Source organism: Pannonibacter sp. I15F10I1, assembly GCF_900185665.1.
Classification (GTDB): domain Bacteria; phylum Pseudomonadota; class Alphaproteobacteria; order Rhizobiales; family Stappiaceae; genus Pannonibacter; species Pannonibacter indicus.
In genome coordinates this window covers 94,380-119,082 of the sequence record NZ_FYAN01000019.1, presented here as the reverse complement: position 1 = coordinate 119,082, position 24,703 = coordinate 94,380, and the positions used below count along the sequence as shown (strand labels likewise).

Here is a 24,703-nt window from a genome sequence, read left to right as displayed (position 1 = left end):
GGAACCCATCTTGGCCAGCGGTCTCACGGATCGCAAAATAGGCCGTACATATGACCGCAAGCGATCCGGAGCACCTGCGAACTTAAACCTTGCGACCACGGGGCCGTCCACATATGGATCCCCACCTTCGTGGGGATGACAACGGAGAGTTGGTCAAGCCGTGCGGCGCCTGAGCAAATTCAAGGCGTGATGCGTCAGCATCGAAAGCCTTGGTGTAGGGGCAGCGCAGAGAGCCTCCAAAAGCCAAAAGGCCCGCACGGATGGCGGGCCTTTCCAGAATAATTGCAGCAGAGCGGATCAGCTGGCGACGGCGAACTGATCGTTGAAGGCATAACCCGCGCCGCGAACCGTGCGGATCGGGTCCTTCACCTTGCCCTTGTTGATGGCCTTGCGCAGGCGGCCGACGTGAACGTCGACGGTGCGCTCATCCACATAGACATCGTGGCCCCACACGCCATCGAGCAGCTGCTCGCGGGAGAAGACGCGGCCGGGCGAGGTCATCAGGAATTCCAGCAGGCGGAACTCGGTCGGCCCCAGGTGAATTTCCTTGCCGTTGCGGCGGACGCGGTGGGTTTCCTTGTCCAGTTCCAGATCGCCGGACTTCAGCATGGTGGACACCACTTCCGGGCGGGCCCGGCGCAGGATGGCGCGCACGCGGGCCATCAGCTCGGGGATCGAGAAGGGTTTCACCACATAGTCATCGGCGCCGGTGGCCAGACCCCGGATGCGCTCGGCCTCCTCGCCGCGTGCCGTCAGCATGATGATCGGCAGGCGTTCGGTTTCGGACCGGGCCCGGACGCGGCGGCACAGCTCGATGCCGGAAAGGCCTGGCAGCATCCAGTCCAGCAGCAAGAGGTCCGGCTGCGTCTCCCGCAGCCGGATTTCGGCGTCATCTCCCCGGTCGCAGGAGTCCACGTCATAGCCTTCCGCTTCCAGATTGTAGCGCAGCAGAAGGCTCAGGGGCTCTTCGTCTTCAACGATAAGAACCTTGGGCATGGCAATATGCTCCGGACGTCACTTACAGGCAGGCAGATCAGGCGCCTTCGTTTTCGGCAATGCCCATCTCGTCGATCTTGCGGCGGGCTTCCAGCAGCTGGTCACCGGTCACCATGAAGTAGACGTTCTCTGCGATGTTGGTGGCATGGTCACCAATGCGCTCGATGTTCTTGGCGCAGAACAGCAGATGGGCGCACTGGGTGATCTTGCGCGGATCTTCCATCATGTAGGTCAGCAGCTCGCGGAACAGCGAGGTGTAGATGGCATCCACCTCATCGTCGCGCTCGCGCACGGCCTTGGCGGCTTCGGCATCACGGCCCGTATAGGCGTCCAGCACCGATTTGAGCTGGTTCAGCGCCAGATCGGACATGTGCTCGACGCCGAAGGCGGCCTTCTTGGAATTGAAGACGCCGTCGATGGCAATCACGCGCTTGGCGATGTTCTTGGCAAGGTCGCCGACACGCTCCAGATCGTTGGCGATGCGGCCTGCGGCCATGATCTCGCGCAGATCCTGGCCCATCGGCTGGCGCAGGGCGACGATGCGGATGAACTTCGCCTCGATTTCCTGCTGCATCTCGTCCAGCTTGGCATCGGCCTGAACGGTGGCCTGTGCCTTGGGCAGATCGTGGGTCAGCAGAGCGGTGACGGCATCATTCACCAGCTTCTCCGCCAGACCGCCCATTTCGGCGACCCGGCCGGCCAGGGCGCGCAGTTCCTCGTCATACGAGCTAACGGTATGCTCGGACATGTCGTGTTCCTCTCAAATTCTCGAGCGCAAGATCCAGTATCAGCCGAAACGGCCGGTGATGTAATCCTGCGTGCGCTTGTCCTGCGGATTGGTGAAGATGTCCTGCGTCGCCCCTTCCTCGACCAGATTGCCGAGATGGAAGAAAGCGGTGCGCTGGGACACGCGGGCAGCCTGCTGCATGGAGTGCGTCACGATCACGATGGTGAAGTTGGTGCGCAGCTCGTCGATCAGCTCTTCGACCTTGGCGGTCGCGATCGGATCAAGGGCCGAGCACGGCTCGTCCATGAGGATCACTTCCGGGCTGACGGCGATGGCGCGGGCAATGCAGAGACGCTGCTGCTGACCACCGGACAGGCCCGTGCCCGGACCATCAAGACGGTCCTTCACTTCGTTCCACAGGCCGGCCTTCTGCAGCGAGGCAGAAACCACTTCATCGAGTTCCGCCTTGTTGCGGGTCAGGCCGTGGATGCGCGGACCATAGGCGACGTTCTCGTAGATCGACTTGGGGAACGGGTTCGGCTTCTGGAACACCATGCCGACCTTGGCGCGCAGCTGCACCGGATCGACCTTCGGATCGTAGATGTTCTCGCCGTCGATCAGGATGTCACCTTCAACACGGCAGATGTCGATGGTGTCGTTCATCCGGTTGAGGGTGCGCAGGAAGGTGGACTTGCCGCAGCCCGACGGACCGATAAAGGCGGTCACGGAACGGGGCTGAATCTTGATGTCCACGTCCTTGATGGCGTGCTTGTCGCCGTAATAGACCTGAACCTTCTGGGCGACGATCTTGGGTTCTGCGTGGGTCACGCCGTTCTCCACTTTTGCGCTGACATTCATCGGTAATCCCTTTCTTACCAGCGGCGCTCAAAGCGGCGGCGCAGGATGATGGCAACCAGGTTCATTACGATCAGGAACACCAGCAGCACGATAATGGCTCCGGATGCGCGCTCGACGAAAGCCGGGTCACCGCGCTGCGTCCAGTTGAAGACCTGAACGGGCAGGGCAGCTGCCGGTTCGAAGAAGCCTTCCGGCGGAGCAGACGGGAAACTGCGAACGAATGAAACCATGCCGATCAGCAGCAGGGGCGCGGTTTCACCAAGGGCCTGAGCCAAGCCAATGATCGTTCCAGTCAGGATGCCGGGAGCGGCAAGCGGCAGCACGTGATGAAAGATCGACTGCATCTTCGACGCACCGACCCCAAGTGCCGCATCCCGGATGCTCGGCGGCACCGCGCGCAGCGCAGCACGGGTGGCAATGATGATTGTCGGGATCGTCATCAGCGTCAGGACAAGACCGCCAACCAGCGAGGCCGACTGGGGAAGACCGGCAAAATTGATGAAAACAGCCAGGCCAAGGATACCGAACACGATTGACGGAACGGCTGCCAGGTTCGAGATGTTGACTTCAATCAGGTCAGTAAACCAGTTCTTGGGGGCAAATTCCTCAAGGTAGATGGACGCCGCCACGCCGATCGGAACCGCCAGGACAAGAACAATCATCATCATGTACATGGAGCCGAGGAAGGCGATACCCAGACCTGCCGCTTCAGGGCGCAAGTCGGAGGCATCCGGTCCGAAGAAGAAGCCCCAGTTGAAGCCCTCATACATCATGCCGGCTGCGCGCATTCTGTCGGCGAGTTCCAGCTGCTCAGGCGAGATATTGCTATCCAGCTTCGCGCTGTCCATCGTGACGCGGCCCTTGAAGTAGCCATCGACACGGCCATTGGCGTAGGTCTTGAACTTGATTGTCTGGCCGACAAGGTTCGGATCCGCCAGCACCATGTTGCGCAGTGTCGCCGGTGCTTCCTTGGAGACGAGATCAAAAATTTCCCTATCGGACAAACCGCCGGTCTCAATGCCCGCACGGTTCAGAGCCTCCAGAAGCGCCTTCTGGATTACATTCCCGTAGCCGACCGTGCTGACCTTCTTCATCTCCTCAAGATCCCGCTGGCCCGACTTGTCGAGGGCGGATTCCGTCAGCTGCACATCGAACTCAACAAAGGCCTGGTTGAATGCAGCAAGGCCACTGGAAAGCACTGAAGACAGAAGGATGACGAGGGACATCAAGCCAATGAAAATGGCCGTCATTCCATAGAAGCGGAACCGGCGCTCTGCCGCATTTCTCCGCTTGGTCCGTGCATCCGGGTTATAGATCGATTTGAACGGAACAGTATCGACGCTGGTCATTCGTATTGCTCCCGGTATTTACGGACGATGTAAAGAGCGGCGACATTCAGTCCCAGAGTGAAGACAAAGAGCGTCATGCCAAGCGCGAAGGCGACCAGTGTCTCCGGTGAGGCGAACTCCGTGTCACCTGTCAGCTGGCTGACGATCTTCACTGTAACGGTGGTCATGGCATCGAACGGATTGAGCCCCAGCTTGGCTGCAGCTCCGGCGCCCATCACCACAATCATGGTTTCGCCAATGGCGCGGCTTGCCGCCAGAAGGACGGCGCCGACAATGCCCGGCAAGGCCGCAGGAAAGACAACTTGCCGGATCGCCTCGGATCTGGTGGCCCCAAGGCCATAGGCGCCGTCACGCAGAGACTGGGGAACCGCATTGATGATGTCATCCGAAAGTGATGACACGAAGGGGATGAGCATGATGCCCATCACGAGACCGGCAGTCAGCACCGACGACGACGAATTGCCCAGGCCCATGGGCTGGGCGAAGTAGTCGCGCAGGAAAGGGCCAACCGTGATCAGGGCGAAAAGGCCGTAGACGATGGTCGGGATACCCGCCAGCAGCTCAAGCAGCGGCTTGGCGATGCTTCGAACCGGCTTGGACGCATATTCCGACATGTAGATTGCCGCATAAAGGCCAACCGGCACGGCAAACAGGAGCGCGACGGTCGAGACATACAAGGTACCCCAGAGCAACGGCAGGATGCCCAGTTCGGAGCCGCCGCGGAACTGCGGATTCCAGACCGTACCGAAGAAGAACTCGGTCGCAGGGTACATGTTGAAGAAATTATAGGTCTCAAACAGCAGGGACGACACAATGCCGAAGGTCGTCAGCACGGCGACGAGCGATGCAGCAAGAAGCATTGAACGCGTGAACTGCTCGGAGACATTTCTGGCGCGGAAGTCCGGATTAATCCGGAAAAACGACCAGACAAGCCCGGCGGCCGCAACCGCAATCACCGCAATGGCCATCATGAACCGGGAGGAATTGGTCATCGCCCGGTATGACTTGGCAGCCTCAAAGACTTCGCTGCGCACATCGGCACCGAGGGCAACCCCAGCCTGCGCCATGCGGCCGCGAATGAGGCTAAGATCACCGCGCATTTCCGCGATGCTTTCCTCAGACAGATCACCACGGCGGGCAAGAACCTGCAGCCCGCCGGCAATACGGCGAACGTCGGTCATCACCAGTGTCATGGCAGTCGAGCTGTCGGATGACGCCTCCGGAAGACTCCGCGACGCCGCTCCTTCAATAATCACCGGCGACAAAAACAGCCAGGCAGCCATCAGCACGAGCGCCGGAACGGCCGTGAACAGAAACACAACCGTGCCATAGTGGCCCGGCAGCGAATGCAGTTTCCGTCTATCTCCGCCAACGAGAGCCACCGCCCGGCTTCTGCCAGCGAACGCCCCAACAAAGGCAAGAGCAACAATTATAAGGAGAAGGGCACCGAGGCTCATGAGCTATCCAATCCACAGAGCAAAGGGTGGCGCTATTGCGCCACCCTGGTCTTCCATAGGCTCGAACCGCTTACTTGAGCGGACCCATGACGACTTCGTCAGCAACGGCCTTCTGGGTCGCAGCCAGTTCCGGATCGGAAACGAGGCCGTACTGAGCGAGCGGGCCATCCGGACCTGCGATATCGTCGGAGACGAAGAACTCGACGTATTCCTTCAGGCCCGGGATCACGCCGATGTGAGCCTTCTTCACGTAGAAGAACAGCGGACGGGAAACCGGGTACTCACCCTTGGCAATGCTCTCGACCGTCGGAACGATGCCGCCCATGGTCGCGACCTGGAGCTTGTCGGTGTTGTTCTGGTAGAAGGACAGACCGAACACGCCGATACCATGCGGGTTGGCAGCAACGCGAGCCAGGGTCTCGGTGTAGTCGCCGTCGATGTCGATGGACACGCCATCGGTGCGCAGCGCCATGCAAGCCTTGGCAGCAGCCTTGGCGTCACCACCGTTGGCAGCCTTCAGAGCTTCTTCGATGCCGTTGGCCTTGCAGCCAGCGTGCAGAACCTTCTCGTCGAACACTTCGCGGGTGCCATGCTTGGTGCCCGGAATGAAGGCGAGGATGTCCTGCTCCGGCAGGTCAGCGCGCACATCGCTCCACTTCTTGTTCGGGTTGGCAACGAGCTGGCCATCCTTCACGACCTGGGCGGCCAGAGCGGAGTGCCAGTCAGCCGGGGTGAACTCGAACTTGTTTCCGTTGATGTCGGAAGCAAACACGATGCCGTCATAGCCGATGCGCACTTCCATGAGCTCGGTGACACCGTTGGTGTTGCAGGTGTCGATGTCCGACTGCGTGATGCGGCTGGAGGAGTTCGCGATGTCGATGGTGTTCACACCAACGCCTTCGCAGAGCTTCTTGCGGCCAGCGCCCGAACCGCCGGATTCCACGACGGGGGTCGGGAAGTCGGTGTTTTCGCCGAAAGCTTCAGCAACGATGGAAGCATAGGGCAGAACCGTCGAGGAACCGGCGATCTGGATCTGATCACGAGCCTGAGCGGCGCCGGCGACTGCGGTGGCGGCAACCGCGAGGGCAACCGTGCTTACGAGGGTTTTGAACTTCACTTGACCACTCCCTTTGAATGTCAAGGTTTTTGGGCGCGCCACCCAGCCTCCCCTGAGGCCCTGGCGACGAGCGGAACCTAACGGCCGCAGATGAGACTTCTATGTCAGTTCCATATCACTTTTGTGACAATTTAAGTTATTGATAAAATTGAATAATTTTTCTGAAGACGCCCCAATAAATGCCGTTTTGTGACATTGGCGGGCGAGCAGGGCCGCTCCGGCTGGAACAGCCTGTCAGACCGGGAGCATCTTGTTAGCCGGCGGCGCCCGCAGCAGCGGAGAGCGGCAATGCCTCCCATCCCCTCTTGAAAAGCTGCGGTCAATGGGCCGCCGCCAGTTCCTCAGCCAGCTTCTCGTTTTCGAGCCGCTGGTGCTTCGGCAGCGGAATGAGGCCCTTCCCGGCCAGATAACCGCCCGGTCCCAGCGCCTTTTCAGACGCAAATTCAAGGAGATATTCTTCAAGCCCCGGGATCTTTCCCAGATGCTCCTCCTTCACGTAGAAATAAAGCGGCCGGGACAGGGGATAGGTGCCAGCCGCAATCGTGACGGCGGATGGCTCGACACCGGAGATCTTCACGGCTTTCAGCCCGCCGCGGTTCTGGTCCAGGAAGGAATAGCCGAAGATGCCGAGGGCCCGCGGGTTCTGCTCCAGCATGGCCACAACGAGGTCATCGTTCTCGCCCGTCTCCAGAAAGGCCCCGTCCTGCCGCAATTCATGACAGGTTGCGCCCTTCAGCCCGAGGCTTCCTGCATCGGCAAGTGCGGAACAGCCCTGCTCCATGGCAATTTCGACGAATGTATCGCGTGTGCCGGAGGTCGGCGGCGGACCAAGAATCTCGATGCGCTTGTCCGGCAGCTCTGCGCTGATCTGACGCCAGGATTGAAAGGGATTGTCCAGCAAACGGCCTTCCACAGGCACCTTGCGGGCGAGGCCCAGAAAGAGCTGTTCAAGGGAAAGATCCATGTCTTCCCCGCTTGCGGCTCCGGCAAGCACGATGCCATCAAAGCCAAACCGGATCTCGACCGGCGTGACGCCATTTGCGCGGCACTCCTCCAGTTCGGCCGGCTTCATCGGCCTTGAAGCGTTGGTGACGTCGGGTGTCGCGTCCCCCGCTCCGGCACAGAACAGCTTGATGCCGCCTCCGGTGCCGGTGGATTCGATGACCGGAAATTTTCCGCCGTTCTGAAGGGAAACCCGTTCGGCGACCGCTGCCGCGAAAGGATAGACCGTCGAGGAGCCGACAATCTGCACCTTGTCACGCGCCTGTGCAGGCAGGCCAGCCCCCACGAGGGCGGGCAGAAGCAACGCAGCTCCAAGATAATGTCTTGTCATGCTGATGATCTCCGGCGTGCAACTCAAGCGCGGGATCCGTCACGGGGACGGCCGCTTCGGCAGGACTGCCTATAGCACATGTCCTAATGAGACGATGTGAGAGTTGCATGACGCCTTGCAGATTTTGACGGATCAACGTGAGGCTGCAGCCCCGGTCTGTCCATCTGCGGGGAAGGTGATCGAGAATGCCGCCCCCTGCCCCGGCTGGCTTTCGATATCCAGGCGGGCCCGGTGCCGGGTGAGGATGTGCTTGACGATGGCAAGCCCGAGGCCGGTGCCCTTCATGGCGCGGCTGGAGGCGACATCGACGCGGTAGAAGCGTTCGGTGAGCCGCGGCAGATGCTCCGACGAAATGCCCTCGCCATAGTCCCGGACGGTCAGCACCCAGCCCTGCCCGCTTCCCTGCGGGCGAACCGAAACATCGACACGCTTGCCGGTGCTGCCGTATTTCAGCGCATTTTCCACGAGGTTCTCGGTCACCTGGATCAACTCGTCACGGTCACCCCGGACAACGGCCTCCTGCTCGGGCACATCCACGTGCACCTCCATGCCAAGCTCGCGCGCCAGCGGAGACAGGGCGTCATTGGTGTGGCGCACGGCCTCGCGCAGATCCACCAGCTTGTCCGGACGCACATGGGCTTTCAGCTCGATGCGGGACAGGGACAGAATGTCATCGATCAGGCGGCGCATCCGGTTCGCCTGTTCCAGCATGATGGCAAGGAACCGCTCCCGCGCCCGCTCATCGTCCTTGGCCGGCCCCTGCAGGGTTTCGATGAAGCCGGTGAGGGATGCCAGAGGCGTGCGCAGCTCATGGCTGGCGTTGGCGACAAAGTCGGTGCGCATGCGCTCCAGCCGCCGCTGCTCGGTCAGGTCCCGCAGCGCCACCAGCAGAAAGTCGGGCATGGCGGGTTCGTCCTGCCCCGGCTTCAGCGAGGGCAGATAGATCGGCGCGATACTGGCTTCGAACCAGGATTCGGTCGGCACTTTTTCCGCCCATTCGATCCGTTCCACCGTGCCCTGCGAGCGGGCGCGATCGAAGGCTTCCAGCAGGGATGGCGTGCGCAGGCCGAAGGAAATCGGGTCTCCCGGGCGGACGGCCGGATAGTGCTCGCGGGCCAGCGTGTTCACATACCGGGTGATGCCCCGCCCATCGGCAATGAAGCAGGGCATGGGCAGCGCGTCTGCCGTCACCTTGATGCCGGTTCCGGGCCACATGCGGCGCAGGTCGCGCTTGTTCTCAAGCTGCAGGGCACGAACGGCATCGCTGCGGCGGGGACCGAGGGCTGCGGCCAGAAACACGGCGAAGAAACCGCAAAGCACGGCCAGAAGCGGAATACGGAAGACGGCCCAGAGCAGAATCAGCACGGCGCCGGCCGTGAACAGCACCCAGCGCGCATCCTTCAGGCGCTGCGACGGCCTTGCCTGCAGCTCGCGCGGAGGCAGCTTCTCGTCTTCAATCTGTGTATTGGTCATCGCGAACCTGCGCCTGCTTCCGCCCCGCCGCTCCCACGGAATATCATGAGCCGGTGAAATAACCCGGCTCTATGTCACTCACACGACAAAAACCAGATTAGCGTATCGAACCAACGCCCAGATGAATGTCCCGTGTCATTTTGACGGCATTTCACATGTTCTGTCACTGTGCGAAACGGCAGGCGCCCCTGGCCCCGGAAGGCTGATGCGGGGAGCGGCCGGTGCTGCCGGGCGAACGGAACTCATCCTGAGGTGATGTAGCGTGAAGAGGCGGCCTTCGTCAGGGCTTCCAGCAAACGCGGCCAGCCAGCCCCGGAGGCCATGAAGGCTCGGTAATCCTCGCCTGCCGCGCCATGGCGGATGAAATCCCCGTGGCTGACTTCAAGGCGCGCCGCCTCCCCGGCATCGCGGAAGGACAGCACCACCCGGCTTGCTGCGGAAGGATCGGCAACCGGCTTTCCGTCCGGGCCGATTTGCCAGGCGAGCCGCAGATAGAGCGGCGCTTCAATGGACAGGACCGTGCCCCAGATGATCCGCCGGCCATCCTCGCCCACCCGTGAGCAAGCCCCGCCCAGATGCGGATCAATGAGGACGTCCTGCGCGGACTGGCCGAAGAAGGGATCATGCCTTGGCCACCAGGAGGCAATCCTGTCCACAGTCAGGGCAAAGGCCGCCTCGCGCTTGAGGGGAAGAACGGCTTCCAGGGAAAGAGCATGTTCGGGCATGGGGCCTTGCCTGTCCTCATCTGGCTGGTCGTGTGAGCGGCCGCGCGCACCTCTCCTTCGGGGAAAGACAGCGCCGCCCATCGCTTTCTAACCCGTCCACATTACCGCTTCATGCCAGTGGCGCCAATGCGACCGGTCAATCAAAACGGGAAACGGTTGTGTGCCGGACCTGACAATTGCTTGACTTGACTTGTCCTGCGCTGAACAGATGCGCAGGAACAGGCGATAGCAAGGCTTTGAGATGCTGACGCATCACGCCTTGAAATTGCTCAGGCGCCGCACGGCTTGCCCGCTCCAAAGAGACCGGTGATGACGAAACTGCAGCACGATCTTTCCTTCGATCCGCGTCATGGCGAGCCGGTGGAGGTGGCCCCCGGCATCCGGCGGCTGACGGTGAACAATCCCGGCCCTTTCACGTTTCACGGCACCAACACCTATCTGATCGGCGAGGGCGAGGTGGCCGTGCTGGACCCGGGCCCGGAGGATGAGGCGCATCTGCAGGCCATTCTGGCCGCCACCCGCGGCCAGAGCGTCACGGCCATTCTCGTCAGCCACACCCACAAGGATCACTCGCCCGCCGCCGCGCGGCTTGCCGCGCTCACCGGTGCCCAGATACTCGGCTGCGCGCCCCACCGGCCAGCCCGGGCACTGCATGGCAATGAGGTCAATCCGCTGGATGCCAGCGCCGACATGGACTACCGGCCGGACCGGCAGCTGGCTGACGGAGAGCGCTTCACAGCCGGTGGGCGGCTGTTCGAGGCGGTGGAAACACCCGGCCACACCGCCAATCACCTCGCCTTTGCCCTGCCGGATGACGGGCTGATGTTCTCCGCCGATCACGTCATGGCCTGGTCCACCTCCATCGTCGCCCCTCCAGATGGATCGATGCAGGCCTATCTCACCTCGCTCGACAGGATGATGGAGCGCAGCGAGAGCCTTTATCTGCCCGGCCACGGCAACCTGCTTCACGCGGCGCAGGACTACATGGCCGCTCTGAAGGCACACCGGATGCAGCGGGAGGCAGCCATCCTCGGCGTGCTGCAGCGCCTTGGCCAGTCGAACATTCAGCAGATCGTTGATGCGGTCTATGCAGGTCTTGATCCGCGCCTGAAGGGGGCGGCGGCCCTCTCCGTCTTTGCGCAACTGGAGCGGCTGGTGGAGACAGGAGCGGCGCAGTGCGACGGAGAAGCACGGCTCGAAGGGCTCTACTGGGCGGCGCCCTGAAAGCTCGCGCCTTGATATCAAGGCTCTGAGATGCTGACGCATCACGCCTTGAAATTGCTCAGACGCCGCACGGGCTCGACCACCCCTCAATGAGCCAAGCTCATCGAGGGGCGATATGACCCTGCACCTCATCCCCCTGATAAATCTCGTCGAACTCCGGCTCTGCAGCGGCAGGCTCCGGTGCCTGATAGGGCTTGAAGCCTGGCAAAGGCACTGGCCTGCCCGCGTCCTCTTCCGGCCGCTCGGTCAGGAGCGGCAGTTCTTCGGCCTGTGCACGGGCCTCCTCGGCTTCTTCCTCAGTGACGTTGAGGCGGCCGATGCTCCCGTAGGCCTCGGTCAATGCCGCATCGAGATCCCGGTAGAAGCTGCGGATCTGCTGGGCATTGAAACCCAGATCATGTGCGGCGAAACGCGAGCTGGCCCGCACATCGAGGATGGATCCGGTCACGTCAGGCTCCACGCGCACGGATATGCCGGCCGGAAGGCCGATGAGCGGAACCCGAGCGATCGCCTGCAGCAGGCTGGGAGAATCGCGCATGTCCGGCGGCAGTTCGGTGACGATTTCCCAGCCGTTCTTTTCCATCACCTTGCGCACCGCCGCATGCAGATCGACCGGCTCCAGCCGGAAGCGGCGCGAGACGATTTCCGGATAGGCCTGCGTCTGCAAGGCAGCATCGAAGCGCGGCGGCGCGAGAGCATCACGGGCAGACAGGGCTTCAACGGCCGGAGGCGGATCGGATGGGTCGGTGCTGATATCATTGAGCTGGGGAAACATGTTCCAGCCCGCAGCCAGCAGCGTCAGCGGCACGAGCAGGACAAGGCCGTAGAACACCGCGCGCACAGCATCGCCGACGCCGGTCCCGCCGCGCTGCCACCACAGGAAGATGGCCGTGATGGCCAGACCAAGGCCGGAAAGCCCAAGAGCGGCGCCGAGCAGCAGGCTGAGTTCAAGCTGGTTGGCTGCGATGACCCCGCTTCGATAGGCCACGGCAGCGGCAAACAGCGTCGGAACGCCCATTGCCGCCATGAAGCGTGAGGCGCGCCCAAGTTCGGAACGCGGAACGGGATACCGCTTTCTCACCACCTGCTCCCCTGCCCGGCCCAGTTGGGCCTGTTGCCGGAATGGCCGCCGGAAGGCGGCATCCCTATCTGGGTGCCGTCTGCCGCCGTCAAAAGCAAGAGCAGAAACGCCGTCCCCGGCAAAGAGACGATGTTCAGTGCACCGGCATCATTGCATCCAGCCAGTCCAGGAGGTCATCAAGACCGGTGAGAACGTGATCCGCATGCGGGGCCAGAATGTCTGCACCGATGGTGCCCGTGGCAACGGCCACGGCAACGGCACCGGCCTGGCGCCCTGCATGCATGTCATGCAGGCTGTCCCCCACCATGGCAACCTCCTGCGGGTGCAGGCCGTTCTGCTCCTGGAAGGCCATGACCATGCCGGGCGCAGGCTTTGCCCCGAAGCCGCTGTCATAGCCATAGATCTGGGCAAAGCACTGCTCGATGCCCAGTGCGCGCATCTGGGCGCGGGCGGAGCTTTCCGTGTCGTTGGTGGCGATGCCGAGGATGTAGCCGGCGTCATGCAGCGTCCGGATCGTCGCTTCCAGCGCCGGGAACGGCGCAAGGCTTTCAAGGCCAAAGGCCTTCAGATGCGCTTCGATCTCGCGCAGGAGTGCCGTGGTATCGGCAATGCCCATCACCTGGGCCCATTCGCCGATGACCGCATCATTGGCCCCCGCCACGAAGGGAGAATGCGGCTCGAACAGGCCGGTTTCCAGATTGAAGGCGGTGATCCGCGCCAGCTCGGTCTTCACCAGCGCATTTCCGGCGGCCATCGTGTCGAGCAGCCGGGCAAAGGCGGGCGACCAGGTCTGCTGGAAGTCGATCAGCGTGCCGTCCTTGTCGAACAGGATTGCCTTGACCGGGGTTTGCGGCCGTGTGCTCATGCCTTGCATCTCCGATGCCCGGGGCCGGACATGAAAGGCCGGAGACGGGACCAAACTTCTGTTGCGGGCTGATTCCGCCCTTTTGCGCAGACAGACATGACTTGCCCGCCCATGCAAGACCCGTCTGAAAGGAGAAGACGGTTTCCTTGGATTTTATCCCGCCGCATCCGTCAATTTGCCTTTGCCGCCTTTGGAACGGCCATACGGGGCATCAGCCTTTTCAAGGCGTGAGCGGATTGTAACAAGACGACATTTTATTTGACCGGCATTTGCCTTCAACTCGCCTTACCCAAGGATTAAGTTTTTACCAGACGTAAACTGTCGAAGTTTACGCTTTAGTCAGTGTCTTTTCTCTGTGTTTTTCAGGGAAAGGCAAGAAAAAACCCGCGCGAAAGCCACATAGATGCCACAATCGGGCATCACTGAGCGCGCCATTCAACGCCCAACGGACCAGAAACAATGTCGACCCTTGCAAAGCAGACCCCGAAAGCCGCCGCCGCCCCGAACCTTGCAGATCTCTACAAGCCGCTGGGCATTCAGGCCGTGACGGCTGCCGCCATGTGCTTCAAGCAGAGCAAGGCCGCCAAGGCCGGCTCCAACCGCAAGTAATGCGCATGACCGCTGATTTCTGAGCCGGGCATCTGAGGAGGGTGCCCGGCTCTTGCTTTTTCTGCCCCCTTCCGCGCAGGGCGCTCTTTCACATGCGCCAGTGCCTGTCGTCTTTCTGTCATGGTGGAATCGTATGCGGCGTGGCATCGTCACCCCGGCGCATCGGGCGGGAGTTCCTTCATGATCATTGCATACACACCATCAGCCGCCGCCATGGTTAGGGTTGAAGTGAAAGGCGGCGAACAGATACCGCCGTCTGCAGTGTGGATTGACCTGTTCAATCCCACCTTCGAAGAACAGCGGCTGGCGGAAAAACTGATGGGCGCAGAGATCCCGACGCGGGAGGAAATCTCCTCGATCGAAACGTCGGAGCGGCTCTATGAAGAACCCGGCGCCATCGTCATGACGGCGGTGCTGCCCATGGCCGCACGGATGCCCGATCCGCGCACCTCATCCGTCACCTTTGTCCTCAGTTCCCGGCGGCTTGTGACAGTCCGCTATGGCGAACCCCAGTCGATCCAGACCTGCGCCCGCCGCGTCCAGCAGGATGGCACCATCCCGCGCAATGGCCCCGGTGTGCTGTTCGTGCTGCTGGATATCATCTGCGACCGCTGCGCCGATGTGATGGAAGAAGCGTCGGATGCTTTCGACCGGATATCGATGCAGGTATTCGAGGAGGGCTTGAGTTCGCGCAAGGCCGAGACCTACCGTTCCGCCATCCGCACGCAGGGGCGCATCGGTCTGCAGGTCGCACGCATGCATGATGTCTGCGCCAGCCTGACGCGGCTGTTCCTGTTCCTCTCCGCCCGCTCAACACGGGTGAACCTGACGGACGAGCAGGTGGCGGCCTGCAAGATGCTGGGGCGTGACATCAACTCGATCAAGCAGCATGCCGATGCACTGGATGCCAAGCTCAGCTTCCTGCTCGACGCAACGGTCGGCCTGGTCAATCTGGAGCAGAACCAGATCATCAAGATCTTCTCGGTTCTTGCTGTCGTGTTCCTGCCGCCGACGCTGATTGCCTCGATCTACGGCATGAACTTCGCCAAGATGCCGGAGCTGGAATGGGACTGGGGTTACCCGTTTTCGCTCGGCCTGATGCTTCTGGCGGTCCTGGTGAACTTCCTCTATTTCCGCTGGAAGAAGCTGCTCTGATACCAGGGCTTTCGATGCTGAGGCATCACGCCTTGAAATTGCTCATGCGCCGCACGGGCTTATACCGGCTCCCGATGAGTCAAGCTCACCGGGAGCCGGTTTGTCAGGGCAGCTTCCAGTGGCTCACGGATAGAGGCGGGCCTTCGTCCATGCTTCGCCTTCCGATGCCCGGGTGAATTTCACCCGGTCGTGCAGGCGGAACGGACGGTCGTGCCAGAACTCGATTTCCACCGGCACGATGCGCAGGCCTGACCAGTGGTCCGGGCGGGGAATATCGCCGATGCCGAACTTGGCCGTGTAGCGCGCCACTTCCTTTTCCAGTGCAAAACGGCTTTCCAGCGGGCGGGACTGTTTCGAGGCCCAGGCCCCGATCCGGCTGCCGCGCGGACGGGACTTGTAATACTCGTCTGCCTCTTCCGGGCTGACCTGCGTGACCAGCCCGCGCACCCGCACCTGGCGGCGCAGCGACTTCCAGTGGAAGCACATGGCGGCCTTGCCGGCCGACAGAAGCTCGCGCCCCTTGGCGCTTTCCAGATTCGTATAGAACACGAAGCCGCGCTCATCGAAATCCTTCAGCAGCACCATGCGCACATTCGGCAATCCACTGTCATCGACCGTCGCGACCGCGACCGCGTTGGGGTCGTTGATCTCTTTCTCCGTGGCGTCCGCAAGCCATTCAGCAAAAAGCTGAAACGGTTCCGCTACTTCCGTGAAGTCACCTTTTGTTAACGCTTCCGGGGGAGTGTTTACTGTATGGGTCATCGGCTTTCACGACTGGTTCTGATGGGCGCTTTGCCTCCAGGCGGGAAGGTCCGACCCGGGGAAAGAAGGGCTTTTGTGATGCGTAACCTTTCATATCCCCGGCCGCTTTCCAAGCGGCTGGTTCCGCTTGGTGTGATTTTGTCACTGGGCTGGATTGCGGCTGGCTGTTCGCAGATGTCAGCCACGCTCGCCACCAACGACATGATCGCGCCGCTGGATCTGACCAATTCCATCAATGGCATGCCCACGGATGCCAGTGCGGGCGTTGAACCGGCAGACCGCAAGGCCATCGCTCTGGCACTTGCCGAAACCGCACCCGCCGGGGGCGGCGAGGTCGAAATTCCCTGGCTCAACCCCGAAAGCGGCAACTCCGGCACCATCACCAAGGTGTCCGGTGAAGGCGCGCAGGTGCCCGGCTGCATAAGCTTCCGCACCACAGCCAACACGTTTCAGGGGGTGAAGGCCTATGAGGGAAGCGCCTGCCGGGATGCGCGCCAGAACCTTGCCGTCATCAGTCTTGCCGCACTTGGGGTTTGAAAGAAGATATTCCGGCGTTGCATGAGCTACGTGCAAGCTTGTACTGGCATCATTTCCTGTCGCTTCCCATATGAGACGTGACTAGACTTATCAGGCGTCCGGATGCTCCGGGCGCCTTCACCACATAGCGGACTGACAATGAAAGACCCTTACTCCGTTCTTGGCGTAACCAAAACGGCAAGCGAAGCGGACATCAAACGGGCCTTCCGCAAGCTTGCAAAGCAGTATCACCCGGATCAGAACGCCAATGATCCGAATGCACAGGCACGCTTTTCCGAGATCAACCAGGCCTATGAGATCGTGGGTGACAAGGAGAAGCGCCAGAAATTCGACCGGGGCGAGATCGGCGCCGACGGCAAGCCGCGCTTCCAGGCGCATGGCTTTGAAGGCTTCGACGGCTTCCGCGAAGGCTCCGCGCGTGGCGGTGCCGGCGGCGGCTTCACGGGCGGTGCCTTTGACGACATCCTGAACGACATTCTCGGCGGCTTCGGTGCACGCCGTGGCGGCGCGGGCGCAGGGCCCGGCGCAGGCGCCGGAGCCCGCGGTTTTGCCGGGGATCCGGGCGCAGCGCGCGGCGGCGCCCCCCGTGCCGGACAGACGGTCGAGATGATCGCACTTGTGACGGTCGAAGAGCTTGGCCGCGACGGCAAGACCCGCGTCACCCTGCCCAATGGCAAGACCATCGACATGAAAATCCCGGCCGGCACCGTGGAGGGCGACAAGATCCGCCTGCGCGGTCAGGGCCAGCCCGGCGTCAACGGCGGGCCAGCGGGCGATGCGGTGATCGAGATCCGCCTGAAGCCGCACAAGCTGTTCGTGGTGCGGGGCAACGACCTGCATCTCGATCTGCCGCTGGCGCTCTATGAGGCGGTTCTGGGCGCGAAGGTGCGCACGCCGCTGCTCGACGGCGCGGCCTATCTCACCATTCCGCCCGGCTCCAGCAGCGGCAAGACCATGCGGCTCAAGGGCAAGGGCCTGCCGACGAAAAACGGCGGCCATGGCGACCTTCTGGTCCGCCTCGAAATCGTGCTGCCACCGCATGCCGACGAAGAGCTGGAGACGCTGATGAAGGCCTGGCGGGAAGTCACCCCCTACCCGGCCCGCGGCCCCGAGTTCGACTGACTCCGCCCCATTTGGGGCAATCTGAACTGAAACAGCCCGCCGGAGAGGTCCGGCGGGCTGTTTTGTTTGGGTCTGCAGGCTTCTGCTGGTCAGGCTCCCGCAGGCTTTCAGCCCACACCACGCCGTCCCGGCCTCCGTGCCGGGACCTGTCAGGGAGTTGCTGCCGTGAGGCGTTCGAGGCCGTCGTCCCGGACGAAGCGAAGCGGAGATCCGGGAACCACTCGCTTCCAGAGCGGCGAGATTGAACTACCGCTGTAGAGGCTAACAAAAAGTGGCTTCCATTGCCGCGCCCTTTCAAACAACGGCACACCTCTGGAAACGAGTGGGCCCCGGCTCAAAGGGCCGGGGTGACACCTGAGCAAGCTGCAAGGCAGCATTTCTGTGACGGGGCGGAGCAAGTTCCACGCCGTCCCAGATCACCCCTTCCCCTTGCCCATGAAGGCCGCAAAGGCGGTGGCGGCTTCCGGGGAGGAGAGGCGCTGGCCGAAGATGAGGGCTTCCTCGTCCATCCGTGCCAGAACCTCCGTCCGGTCCCCGCGCAGCAGGCGGCGGGAGAGGGCCATGGCCTCGCGCGGACGGGCGGCAATGCGGCTGGCGCAATCGAAAGCCGCCGTTTCAAGATCGGCCTCGCTGACCACATGGTTGACGATGCCCGCCTCGCGCGCCGCTTCCGCCGTGAAGGGATCACCAAGGCACAGAAGCGCAAAGGCGCGCTGGTGGCCCATGATGCGCGGCGCCAGCAGGCTGGAGCCAGCCTCCGGCACAAGCCCCAGATCGACAAACGGCGTGCGCAGCACCGTGCGGGGCGTGGCATAGACCATGTCGCAATGGAACAGCAGCGTGGTGCCGACGCCGATGGCAAGCCCGTCCACCGCCGCAACCAGCGGCTTTTCCAGCCGGGCAAGGACGGACAGGAACTTCAGCACCGGCGTGTCCGACAGGTCGCCCTGCGAGGCGTAGCGCATGAAGTCGGCAATATCATTGCCTGCGGTGAAGGCGCCGGGCGAGCCGCTGATGAGGTGGCAGCCGATACCTGCATCCGCCTCACCCGCCATCAACCCGTCCACGAGGGCGAGATACATCTCGCCGGTGATGGCATTCTTCTTGTCCGGCCGGTCGAACCTCACAAGGTTGACGCCATCCCTGCTTTCATGACGGATCATGCCGCCCTCCCCGCTTCATGTTTGGTCAGAAGGTCAGCCATCAGCCGATGCGAGCCGAAAGGGCTGCCGGATCGAAGGCCAGGATTGCGCCCGCCGCTCCGGTGACATCGCGGGCAAGGCCCGCTGTCTCGCCCAGCAGCGTTTCGGCAAAGTGCCGTGCCAGCAGGCGGCGGTGGGCCTCAGCGGCAGGGTTCTGCCCGTCAGCCGCCATCGCGCCCTTGACCAGCAGCGCACCGCCCAGCGCCAGACCAGCCAGCCGCAGATAGGGCGTTGCACCCGCCAGCGCTTCCGCCACCCGGCCATCGGCCTGCGCCTGCTTCAGCCAGGCTGTGGCCGAGGACAGGCCGTCGAGGGCGGGCAGAAGAAGGGCGGCAGCGGCCTTGATGTCTGCATCCGAATGGGCAGTTGCAGTCTCCGCAATTGCCTTCAGTTCGGCAATAAACCCGTCCACATGCGCCCCGCCCTCCAGCGGCAGCTTGCGCTGTACGAGGTCAATCGCCTGAATGCCGTTGGTGCCCTCATAGATCGGGGCAATGCGGGCATCGCGCAGGTGCTGGGCGGCCCCCGTTTCCTCGATGAAGCCCATGCCGCCGTGAACCTGCACGCCGAGCGAGGCCGATTCCACACCGAAGTCGGTGGAGAGCGCCTTGGCGATGGGCGTCAGCAGCCCGGCGCGGCTGGCCCAATGCGCCCGCTCTTCCGGCGTTGCGGCCAGATGCGCCATGTCGATGGCATGGGCGCAGGAATAGCAGATGGCACGGGCCACCTGCGTGCGCGCCTGCATGGCGAGCAGGGTGCGCTTGATGTCGGGATGCAGGGCAATGGGGCTCATGCTCTCGCCCTTGTCGCCGGGAGCGCGGCCCTGACGCCGGTCCAGCGCATAGGCCAGCGCCTGCTGGAAGGCGCGCTCGGAAACGCCCAGCCCCTGCACGCCCACCGCAAGACGGGCGTTGTTCATCATGGTGAACATGCAGGCGAGGCCCCGGTTCTCCTCGCCGATCAGCCAGCCGGTGGCGCCGCCCTCGTCCCCATAGATCATGGTGCAGGTCGGCGAGCCGTGGATGCCGAGCTTGTGCTCGATGCCCGCGCAGCGCACATCGTTGCGCGCGCCGAGCGAGCCATCGTCATTGACGAAGAATTTCGGCACCAGGAACAGCGAAATGCCGCGCGTGCCCGCAGGCGCGTCCGGCAGGCGGGCCAGCACCAGATGGATGATGTTGTCCGTCAGATCGTGCTCGCCATAGGTGATGAAGATCTTCTGCCCGAAGATACGGTAGCTGCCATCGGCGTTGCGCTCGGCCCGTGCCTTCAGCGCATTGAGGTCGGAGCCTGCCTGCGGCTCAGTCAGGTTCATGGTGCCCATCCACTCGCCGGAAACGAGTTTGGCGAGGTACTTCTCCTGCAGTTCCGGCGCCGCATGCTTCTCCAGCGCCTCGACGGCGCCCATGGTCAGCGTCGGGCCAAGGGCGAAGGCCATGGAGGCGGAGTTCCACATTTCCAGCGCGGCGATGTTCAGCATCACCGGCAGGCCCTGCCCGCCGAAGTCCGTGGTGGCGGCCAGCGCGTTCCAGCCGCCCTCGATCCAGTGATGATAGCAATCGCGCCAGCCTTCCGGCGTCGTCACCGTGCCGTTGGCGAAGGGTGTGCCCTGCCTGTCGGCGATCTTGTTGAGCGGGGCGATTTCCTCGGCGGCGAAACGCCCGGCCTCGGTCAGAATGGCCTCGACCAGATCCTCGCCAAGCTCTTCCGCGCCATAGGCGTCCCGGACTTGCGGCAGTCCGGCCACATGCTTGAGCGTGAAGGCAATTTCGGCGAGCGGCGCGCGATACATCCTGTTTCTCCCTGATGCGGACGCGCTTGGTGCTTGACGTGGACCGCTGAAGTCCGCAAAAGCCGCGCATCTCATGTGTCTCCTGCGAACGTACCGCAGTTTACGTAAACGTCAATACATTACCCAGAGGCAGGCCGCGCCGTTTTCTGTTGGCACAGCGCAGCCGCCCCGGCTTCCGGAGCCCCAGAATGCAGCGCTGGCCCATCGATTTGAAGTCCACCGACTGGATGATGTCCGGCCTGCTTCAGCCGGTGGTGGAGGCGCTGGCCGGGGGTAAGCTGGTGGCCGTGCCGACGGAAACCGTCTACGGCCTTGCCGCCGACGCCACGAACGGGCGCGCCTGTGCCGGTATCTATGAAGCCAAGGGACGGCCGAGCTTCAATCCGCTGATCTCGCATGTGGAGAGCCTCGAAGCGGCGGAGCAACACGGCCTGTTTGATGACAGGGCAAAGGCGCTGGCCGCAGCCTTCTGGCCGGGGCCGCTGACCATGGTGGTGCCGCGCAATCCGGCATCCCCCATCGCCAGCCTGACGACCGCAGGCCTCGACAGCGTTGCGCTGCGCGTGCCTGCCGCGCCCGTCATGCGCTGGCTCGCCAGCCGGCTTGGCCGCCCGCTGGCGGCGCCCAGCGCCAATCTCTCGGGCCGCATTTCAACAACAGATGCGGATGCAGTGATTGCCGATCTGGGGGACAAGGTGGCCCATGTCATCGACGCAGGCCCCTGCCCCATCGGCATCGAATCCACCATCGTCAGCCTGACGGGCGAAACTCCGGCGCTGCTGCGGCCCGGCGGCGTTCCGGCGGAAGAGATCGAAGCGGTGCTGGGCTGCCGCCTGATCCGCGCCGCCGCCGATGATCACGCGCCGCAGGCCCCCGGCATGCTGACCTCCCATTACGCCCCCGCCGCCGCCGTGCGGCTTGAGGCGAACAGCATCGCAGCCGGTGAAGCTGCGCTGCTGTTTGGCCCCGAAGGTCTGCCCGGTGCAGACCAGGCAAGGGCCTGCCTCAACCTCTCCCCCACCGGCGATCTGGTGGAAGCGGCGGCCAATCTCTTCTCCGCCCTGCGCCAGCTGGATGCGAGCGGGGCCGCCGTCATCGCGGTGCAAGCGATCCCCGGCGAAGGACTGGGCGAAGCAATCAACGACAGGCTGCGCCGCGCCGCTGCCCCAAGGTGAGCGTGCCTCTGACCGGCCGGGACATCATCCTGCTGAAATTTCCTAGGCTGATCCGCGTAAGCATTTTACCTGCCTGAATATTTCGCCAATATCAAACCCGTTGAACCCCGTTGATGAGCTGGCTTATGCACAGCCTGTCTGACAATTGTTACTGTAATCACCTGCGTGAGGCGGCACAGAATCAGCTACCAATAGTCTTGAGGATAGGAGATGCAGCGGACCTCCCCCGAGCATAGCGATGCTCGCACCTTCAGAAGGACTTGACCTTGTGGCCAAGTCCTTTGTTTTGTCTGCCGCCCCCTCAAGTTCCCTTCTCCTCAGCAATCAGCGCAAGCGTGACCTCACGGATTGACAGGCCGGGATGAAATGCCGCTCACTGGCACCCCTGTTCTTGCGGAGGAGCGCAGATCCTTGTCCACCCTTCTGATTTCCCATCCCTGCTTTCTCGATCACCTGACGCCCATCGGCCATCCGGAACGGCCGGACCGGCTGCGGGCCATCGACAGGGTATTGGAGCACGAGCGGTTTCAGGCGCTGGAGCGGGAAACGGCCGCAATGGGCACGGTGGAGGCCATCGCCCGGGCCCATCCCATGGCGCATGTGGACCGGCTCTACAAGGCTGCGCCGGAAGAAGGGCTGGTGCGGCTCGACGCGGACACGACGCTTTCCCCCGGCAGCTGGGAGGCGGCCCTGCGCGGCGCAGGCGCGGCCTGTCAGGCAGTCGATGAAGTGGTGACCCGCAAGGTCAGCAATGCCTTCGTGGCATCGCGTCCGCCCGGCCATCACGCGGAACATGAGCGGGCCATGGGCTTCTGCCTGTTCAACAACGCCGCGATTGCCGCCCGTCACGCACAGGCTGTCCATGGCATTGGCCGCGTCGCCATCGTCGATTTCGACGTGCATCACGGCAATGGCACGCAGGACATTTTCTGGGCCGATCCGTCCGTCATGTATTGCTCCACCCACCAGATGCCGCTTTACCCCGGCTCGGGTGCCGCCAGCGAGCGCGGCGAAGCGGATACGATCGTCAACGTGCCTTTGTCCGCAGGCGATGACGGCGCCATCTTCCGCGAGGCTGTGGAAACCGGCATCCTGCCGCGGCTGGAAGCCTTCAAGCCGGAGCTGATCATCATCTCCGCCGGTTTCGATGCCCACGCGCGCGATCCGCTCGGCGGGCTCAATCTGGTGGAAGCCGATTTCGGCTGGATCACCCGCGTGCTGATGGATGTGGCGGACCAGCATGCCGGCGGGCGTGTGGTCTCCCTGCTGGAAGGCGGCTATGACCTTGAAGGGCTGGCCCGCTCCACGGCCGCCCATGTCATGACGCTGATGACAGGGTAGGAAACTTCGGCAAAACAGGATTGTCAGGCTTGACGCCCGGCAGCGTTCCGGCAAGGGTCGCCAGCCTGACCAACCGGCGAGGATGACACCATGGCAAACGGAACGCTTTCCCACGACGAAGCTGCGGCTCTGGCTGCCCTGTCCTTTGAAGAGGCACTGAGCCAGCTGGAAAGCATCGTCAGGGCTCTGGAACAGGGCAATGTGCCGCTGGAAAAGAGCATCGAGATGTATGAGCGCGGCGACAGGCTGCGCGCACGCTGCGACCAGCTTCTGAAAGCTGCGGAAGAAAAGGTGGAGAAGATCCAGCTTGGCGCTGACGGCCGCGCCGCAAAGACCGTGCCGCTTGACCCTGAGGCCTGAACGGCCCGTCACAGAGGTTCATAAGCCGATGGAGGCGGACGGGAACAGCCGGACACCCGGGTGCGGCAGGCCTGACGATCCTGTTGCCGCTCTCAACAGGGAGCTTGAGGGGCTTCTGGATGCCATTCTGGAACCCGCCGGCTGGCCACGCATCTGCAGCACACTGAACCAGATACTTGACGCAAGGCTTGTCTTGCTGACGTTCGGACCGGACGGACGCCATGATGCACGCTTTTGCGACAGGGCCGTGGCCGAGCCGGTTCTCGTTCATCTGGCCCGCAGCCAGGTGGAAAGCGGCAAATCCATCATAGCCTATATGCTGCATGATGCGGATCAGCTGACTTTCCATTGCAAGCGCAAGATCAGCAGCCCCGCTCAGAGCCCGGCGCCGACTCCCCCTGAAGCGCAGGATGACCTGCGTTCTAAAAAGGCGCTGATGTCCCGTATCTATGACAGGAACGGGCAGAAGGCTCTGCTCGCCGCGTTCCGTGAGGCCCCGCAGCCGCCCTTCGGCACGCAGGAGCTTTGTCTGATCGAGTTGCTGTCCAGGCGCCTCAATTTGGCGCTGGACTGTGCTGCCCGCATTGGAGAGGCCCGGCAGCAAGCGGGACAGATGCGGCTGATGCTGCAATCCGGCAGCCACTTGTCCCTTCTGATCGACAGCACGCGGCGGATTGTCACGTCTTGCGGCACCACGCTCGACGAACTTGGCCTGAACGACCTTGTGGAAGTGCGGGCGGGCAGGCTGAACATTCTTGCCAAGGAACTGGAAGAGAAGCTGGATCCGCTGCTCGACCGGCTGACGCCGGGCCTCCTGTTCGGATCCGGCCGCTCGGCAAAGCGGGAAACGGATCTGTCCCGGCCGCAGGAGCTTGTTCTCATCACGCAAAGCGGGACCCCGTGCCGCATCGTGATGACAGTGACCGGGCAGGAGGGACAGGAAGGCGCTTCCCATGTGCTGATCCGCATTCATCTGCCGCGCAATCTGCCCGAAGAAATCGGCACTGCGCTGCAAGCGGTATATGGCCTGTCGAAAAGTGAGGCGCGGCTTGCCTTTTTTCTCGTTGTCAGCGGCTCCCTGACCGACACGCTGGATTCGCTGTCCGTCACGCGCAACACCGCCAAGACCCATCTGCGCAGGATTTATGAAAAGACCGGCACGCGGTCCCAGCTGGAACTGGCTCAGGTGATCTTCAGGCTCGCGAGCCTCTATCCGTAACCTGACCAGTCCCCTCAAATCCCCAGGCGGTTTCCGCTGGATAAGCTCACCACGCCTGACGTAAGGTCATCCATGGCTTAAAAAAAAGGACCGTGCCGAAACACGGTCCAAGTTATCACTGTGCACGTGGCCCCATCGACCACGCGTAACCCTTAGGACATTTCAAACCTTGCTGCATCACCCTTTCGGGTGACAATCAGGGGCTTATGGTACGATTTTTCAGC

Annotated in this window: 23 protein-coding genes; 9 read left to right on the top strand and 14 right to left on the bottom strand. The window is 62.7% G+C overall.

Annotated features, from left to right (window positions below):
- Window positions 1–297 precede the first annotated feature (297 nt).
- The 9 genes from phoB to IF10I1_RS12860 all read right to left on the bottom strand — a co-directional run bounded on the left by phoB (window position 298) and on the right by IF10I1_RS12860 (window position 10,035).
- A complete protein-coding gene (phoB, locus tag IF10I1_RS12900) occupies window positions 298–996 on the bottom strand; it encodes a phosphate regulon transcriptional regulator PhoB (RefSeq protein ID WP_050470873.1) in 699 nt (232 codons plus the stop codon).
- Between the two features lie 37 nt (window positions 997–1,033).
- Window positions 1,034–1,744, bottom strand: a complete 711-nt coding sequence (gene phoU / locus IF10I1_RS12895) for a phosphate signaling complex protein PhoU (RefSeq protein ID WP_050470872.1) — start codon at window positions 1,742–1,744, stop codon at window positions 1,034–1,036.
- A gap of 39 nt (window positions 1,745–1,783) precedes the next feature.
- A complete protein-coding gene (pstB, locus tag IF10I1_RS12890; RefSeq protein WP_050470871.1) occupies window positions 1,784–2,581 on the bottom strand; it encodes a phosphate ABC transporter ATP-binding protein PstB in 798 nt (265 codons plus the stop codon).
- A 14-nt stretch (window positions 2,582–2,595) separates the two neighbouring features.
- On the bottom strand, window positions 2,596–3,930 hold the full coding sequence (pstA, locus tag IF10I1_RS12885; RefSeq protein WP_050470870.1) for a phosphate ABC transporter permease PstA: 1,335 nt from the start codon (window positions 3,928–3,930) through the stop codon (window positions 2,596–2,598).
- Window positions 3,927–5,387 carry a phosphate ABC transporter permease subunit PstC gene (gene pstC / locus IF10I1_RS12880; RefSeq protein ID WP_050470869.1) on the bottom strand — a complete coding sequence of 487 codons (1,461 nt, stop codon included), beginning with the start codon at window positions 5,385–5,387 and terminating at the stop codon, window positions 3,927–3,929. Before pstC ends, pstA begins: the two co-directional genes overlap by 4 nt.
- Before the next feature lie 70 nt (window positions 5,388–5,457).
- Window positions 5,458–6,504 carry a substrate-binding domain-containing protein gene (locus tag IF10I1_RS12875; protein ID WP_050470868.1) on the bottom strand — a complete coding sequence of 349 codons (1,047 nt, stop codon included), beginning with the start codon at window positions 6,502–6,504 and terminating at the stop codon, window positions 5,458–5,460.
- Between the two features lie 319 nt (window positions 6,505–6,823).
- Window positions 6,824–7,837 (bottom strand): substrate-binding domain-containing protein, encoded by a 1,014-nt coding sequence (locus IF10I1_RS12870; protein WP_050471352.1) that lies wholly within the window; start codon window positions 7,835–7,837, stop codon window positions 6,824–6,826.
- 132 nt (window positions 7,838–7,969) lie between these two features.
- Window positions 7,970–9,310, bottom strand: a complete 1,341-nt coding sequence (locus IF10I1_RS12865; RefSeq protein WP_050470867.1) for an ATP-binding protein — start codon at window positions 9,308–9,310, stop codon at window positions 7,970–7,972.
- A gap of 242 nt (window positions 9,311–9,552) precedes the next feature.
- Window positions 9,553–10,035 carry an SRPBCC domain-containing protein gene (locus IF10I1_RS12860; protein ID WP_186415203.1) on the bottom strand — a complete coding sequence of 161 codons (483 nt, stop codon included), beginning with the start codon at window positions 10,033–10,035 and terminating at the stop codon, window positions 9,553–9,555.
- A gap of 309 nt (window positions 10,036–10,344) precedes the next feature.
- Between IF10I1_RS12860 and IF10I1_RS12855 the strand changes: the two genes are divergently transcribed.
- Window positions 10,345–11,259 carry an MBL fold metallo-hydrolase gene (locus tag IF10I1_RS12855; RefSeq protein ID WP_186415204.1) on the top strand — a complete coding sequence of 305 codons (915 nt, stop codon included), beginning with the start codon at window positions 10,345–10,347 and terminating at the stop codon, window positions 11,257–11,259.
- A gap of 100 nt (window positions 11,260–11,359) precedes the next feature.
- Here the strand turns inward: IF10I1_RS12855 and IF10I1_RS12850 are convergent, their stop codons facing one another.
- Window positions 11,360–12,340 (bottom strand): DUF1499 domain-containing protein, encoded by a 981-nt coding sequence (locus IF10I1_RS12850; RefSeq protein WP_186415205.1) that lies wholly within the window; start codon window positions 12,338–12,340, stop codon window positions 11,360–11,362.
- 133 nt (window positions 12,341–12,473) lie between these two features.
- Window positions 12,474–13,205: an HAD family hydrolase gene (locus IF10I1_RS12845; protein WP_050471350.1), complete on the bottom strand. Its 732-nt coding sequence runs from the start codon at window positions 13,203–13,205 to the stop codon at window positions 12,474–12,476.
- Between the two features lie 459 nt (window positions 13,206–13,664).
- Between IF10I1_RS12845 and IF10I1_RS12840 the strand changes: the two genes are divergently transcribed.
- Together IF10I1_RS12840 and IF10I1_RS12835 are read left to right on the top strand one after the other, a co-directional pair.
- Complete coding sequence (locus IF10I1_RS12840) at window positions 13,665–13,814, top strand: hypothetical protein (RefSeq protein WP_157757068.1); 150 nt, start codon at window positions 13,665–13,667, stop codon at window positions 13,812–13,814.
- A gap of 180 nt (window positions 13,815–13,994) precedes the next feature.
- Complete coding sequence (locus tag IF10I1_RS12835) at window positions 13,995–14,969, top strand: magnesium transporter CorA family protein (RefSeq protein ID WP_050470863.1); 975 nt, start codon at window positions 13,995–13,997, stop codon at window positions 14,967–14,969.
- A gap of 123 nt (window positions 14,970–15,092) precedes the next feature.
- On the opposite strand, the gene pdxH is transcribed toward IF10I1_RS12835, so the two are convergent.
- Window positions 15,093–15,731 (bottom strand): pyridoxamine 5'-phosphate oxidase, encoded by a 639-nt coding sequence (gene pdxH / locus IF10I1_RS12830; protein WP_058897752.1) that lies wholly within the window; start codon window positions 15,729–15,731, stop codon window positions 15,093–15,095.
- 78 nt (window positions 15,732–15,809) lie between these two features.
- Here pdxH and IF10I1_RS12825 point away from each other — a divergent pair, with 78 nt between their 5' ends.
- Together IF10I1_RS12825 and IF10I1_RS12820 are read left to right on the top strand one after the other, a co-directional pair.
- Entirely contained in the window at window positions 15,810–16,268 is a 459-nt protein-coding gene (locus IF10I1_RS12825; RefSeq protein WP_186415207.1) for an RT0821/Lpp0805 family surface protein, read from the top strand.
- Between the two features lie 138 nt (window positions 16,269–16,406).
- A complete protein-coding gene (locus IF10I1_RS12820) occupies window positions 16,407–17,390 on the top strand; it encodes a DnaJ C-terminal domain-containing protein (RefSeq protein WP_122519478.1) in 984 nt (327 codons plus the stop codon).
- A 416-nt stretch (window positions 17,391–17,806) separates the two neighbouring features.
- On the opposite strand, the gene IF10I1_RS12815 is transcribed toward IF10I1_RS12820, so the two are convergent.
- Together IF10I1_RS12815 and IF10I1_RS12810 are read right to left on the bottom strand one after the other, a co-directional pair.
- Window positions 17,807–18,553: a crotonase/enoyl-CoA hydratase family protein gene (locus tag IF10I1_RS12815; protein WP_186415208.1), complete on the bottom strand. Its 747-nt coding sequence runs from the start codon at window positions 18,551–18,553 to the stop codon at window positions 17,807–17,809.
- A gap of 40 nt (window positions 18,554–18,593) precedes the next feature.
- Window positions 18,594–20,384: an acyl-CoA dehydrogenase family protein gene (locus IF10I1_RS12810; protein WP_186415209.1), complete on the bottom strand. Its 1,791-nt coding sequence runs from the start codon at window positions 20,382–20,384 to the stop codon at window positions 18,594–18,596.
- 188 nt (window positions 20,385–20,572) lie between these two features.
- On the opposite strand from IF10I1_RS12810, the gene IF10I1_RS12805 reads away from it, so the two are divergent.
- From IF10I1_RS12805 to IF10I1_RS12790, 4 genes are all read left to right on the top strand, one after another.
- Window positions 20,573–21,559 carry an L-threonylcarbamoyladenylate synthase gene (locus tag IF10I1_RS12805; protein ID WP_186415210.1) on the top strand — a complete coding sequence of 329 codons (987 nt, stop codon included), beginning with the start codon at window positions 20,573–20,575 and terminating at the stop codon, window positions 21,557–21,559.
- A 411-nt stretch (window positions 21,560–21,970) separates the two neighbouring features.
- A complete protein-coding gene (locus tag IF10I1_RS12800; protein WP_058900489.1) occupies window positions 21,971–22,900 on the top strand; it encodes a histone deacetylase family protein in 930 nt (309 codons plus the stop codon).
- Between the two features lie 90 nt (window positions 22,901–22,990).
- Complete coding sequence (locus tag IF10I1_RS12795) at window positions 22,991–23,260, top strand: exodeoxyribonuclease VII small subunit (protein ID WP_019963041.1); 270 nt, start codon at window positions 22,991–22,993, stop codon at window positions 23,258–23,260.
- A gap of 193 nt (window positions 23,261–23,453) precedes the next feature.
- A complete protein-coding gene (locus IF10I1_RS12790) occupies window positions 23,454–24,479 on the top strand; it encodes a helix-turn-helix transcriptional regulator (protein ID WP_186415211.1) in 1,026 nt (341 codons plus the stop codon).
- Window positions 24,480–24,703 lie beyond the last annotated feature (224 nt).

Bases quoted from the DNA above. Each gene is read 5' to 3' on its own strand.
- phoB (WP_050470873.1), bottom strand. From the start codon at position 996: ATGCCCAAGGTTCTTATCGTTGAAGACGAAGAGCCCCTGAGCCTTCTG.
- phoU (WP_050470872.1), bottom strand. From the start codon at position 1,744: ATGTCCGAGCATACCGTTAGCTCGTATGACGAGGAACTGCGCGCCCTG.
- pstB (WP_050470871.1), bottom strand. From the start codon at position 2,581: ATGAATGTCAGCGCAAAAGTGGAGAACGGCGTGACCCACGCAGAACCC.
- pstA (WP_050470870.1), bottom strand. From the start codon at position 3,930: ATGACCAGCGTCGATACTGTTCCGTTCAAATCGATCTATAACCCGGAT.
- pstC (WP_050470869.1), bottom strand. From the start codon at position 5,387: ATGAGCCTCGGTGCCCTTCTCCTTATAATTGTTGCTCTTGCCTTTGTT.
- IF10I1_RS12870 (WP_050471352.1), bottom strand. From the start codon at position 7,837: ATGACAAGACATTATCTTGGAGCTGCGTTGCTTCTGCCCGCCCTCGTG.
- IF10I1_RS12865 (WP_050470867.1), bottom strand. From the start codon at position 9,310: ATGACCAATACACAGATTGAAGACGAGAAGCTGCCTCCGCGCGAGCTG.
- IF10I1_RS12860 (WP_186415203.1), bottom strand. From the start codon at position 10,035: ATGCCCGAACATGCTCTTTCCCTGGAAGCCGTTCTTCCCCTCAAGCGC.
- IF10I1_RS12855 (WP_186415204.1), top strand. From the start codon at position 10,345: ATGACGAAACTGCAGCACGATCTTTCCTTCGATCCGCGTCATGGCGAG.
- IF10I1_RS12845 (WP_050471350.1), bottom strand. From the start codon at position 13,205: ATGAGCACACGGCCGCAAACCCCGGTCAAGGCAATCCTGTTCGACAAG.
- IF10I1_RS12840 (WP_157757068.1), top strand. From the start codon at position 13,665: ATGTCGACCCTTGCAAAGCAGACCCCGAAAGCCGCCGCCGCCCCGAAC.
- IF10I1_RS12835 (WP_050470863.1), top strand. From the start codon at position 13,995: ATGATCATTGCATACACACCATCAGCCGCCGCCATGGTTAGGGTTGAA.
- pdxH (WP_058897752.1), bottom strand. From the start codon at position 15,731: ATGACCCATACAGTAAACACTCCCCCGGAAGCGTTAACAAAAGGTGAC.
- IF10I1_RS12825 (WP_186415207.1), top strand. From the start codon at position 15,810: ATGCGTAACCTTTCATATCCCCGGCCGCTTTCCAAGCGGCTGGTTCCG.
- IF10I1_RS12820 (WP_122519478.1), top strand. From the start codon at position 16,407: ATGAAAGACCCTTACTCCGTTCTTGGCGTAACCAAAACGGCAAGCGAA.
- IF10I1_RS12815 (WP_186415208.1), bottom strand. From the start codon at position 18,553: ATGATCCGTCATGAAAGCAGGGATGGCGTCAACCTTGTGAGGTTCGAC.
- IF10I1_RS12810 (WP_186415209.1), bottom strand. From the start codon at position 20,384: ATGTATCGCGCGCCGCTCGCCGAAATTGCCTTCACGCTCAAGCATGTG.
- IF10I1_RS12805 (WP_186415210.1), top strand. From the start codon at position 20,573: ATGCAGCGCTGGCCCATCGATTTGAAGTCCACCGACTGGATGATGTCC.
- IF10I1_RS12795 (WP_019963041.1), top strand. From the start codon at position 22,991: ATGGCAAACGGAACGCTTTCCCACGACGAAGCTGCGGCTCTGGCTGCC.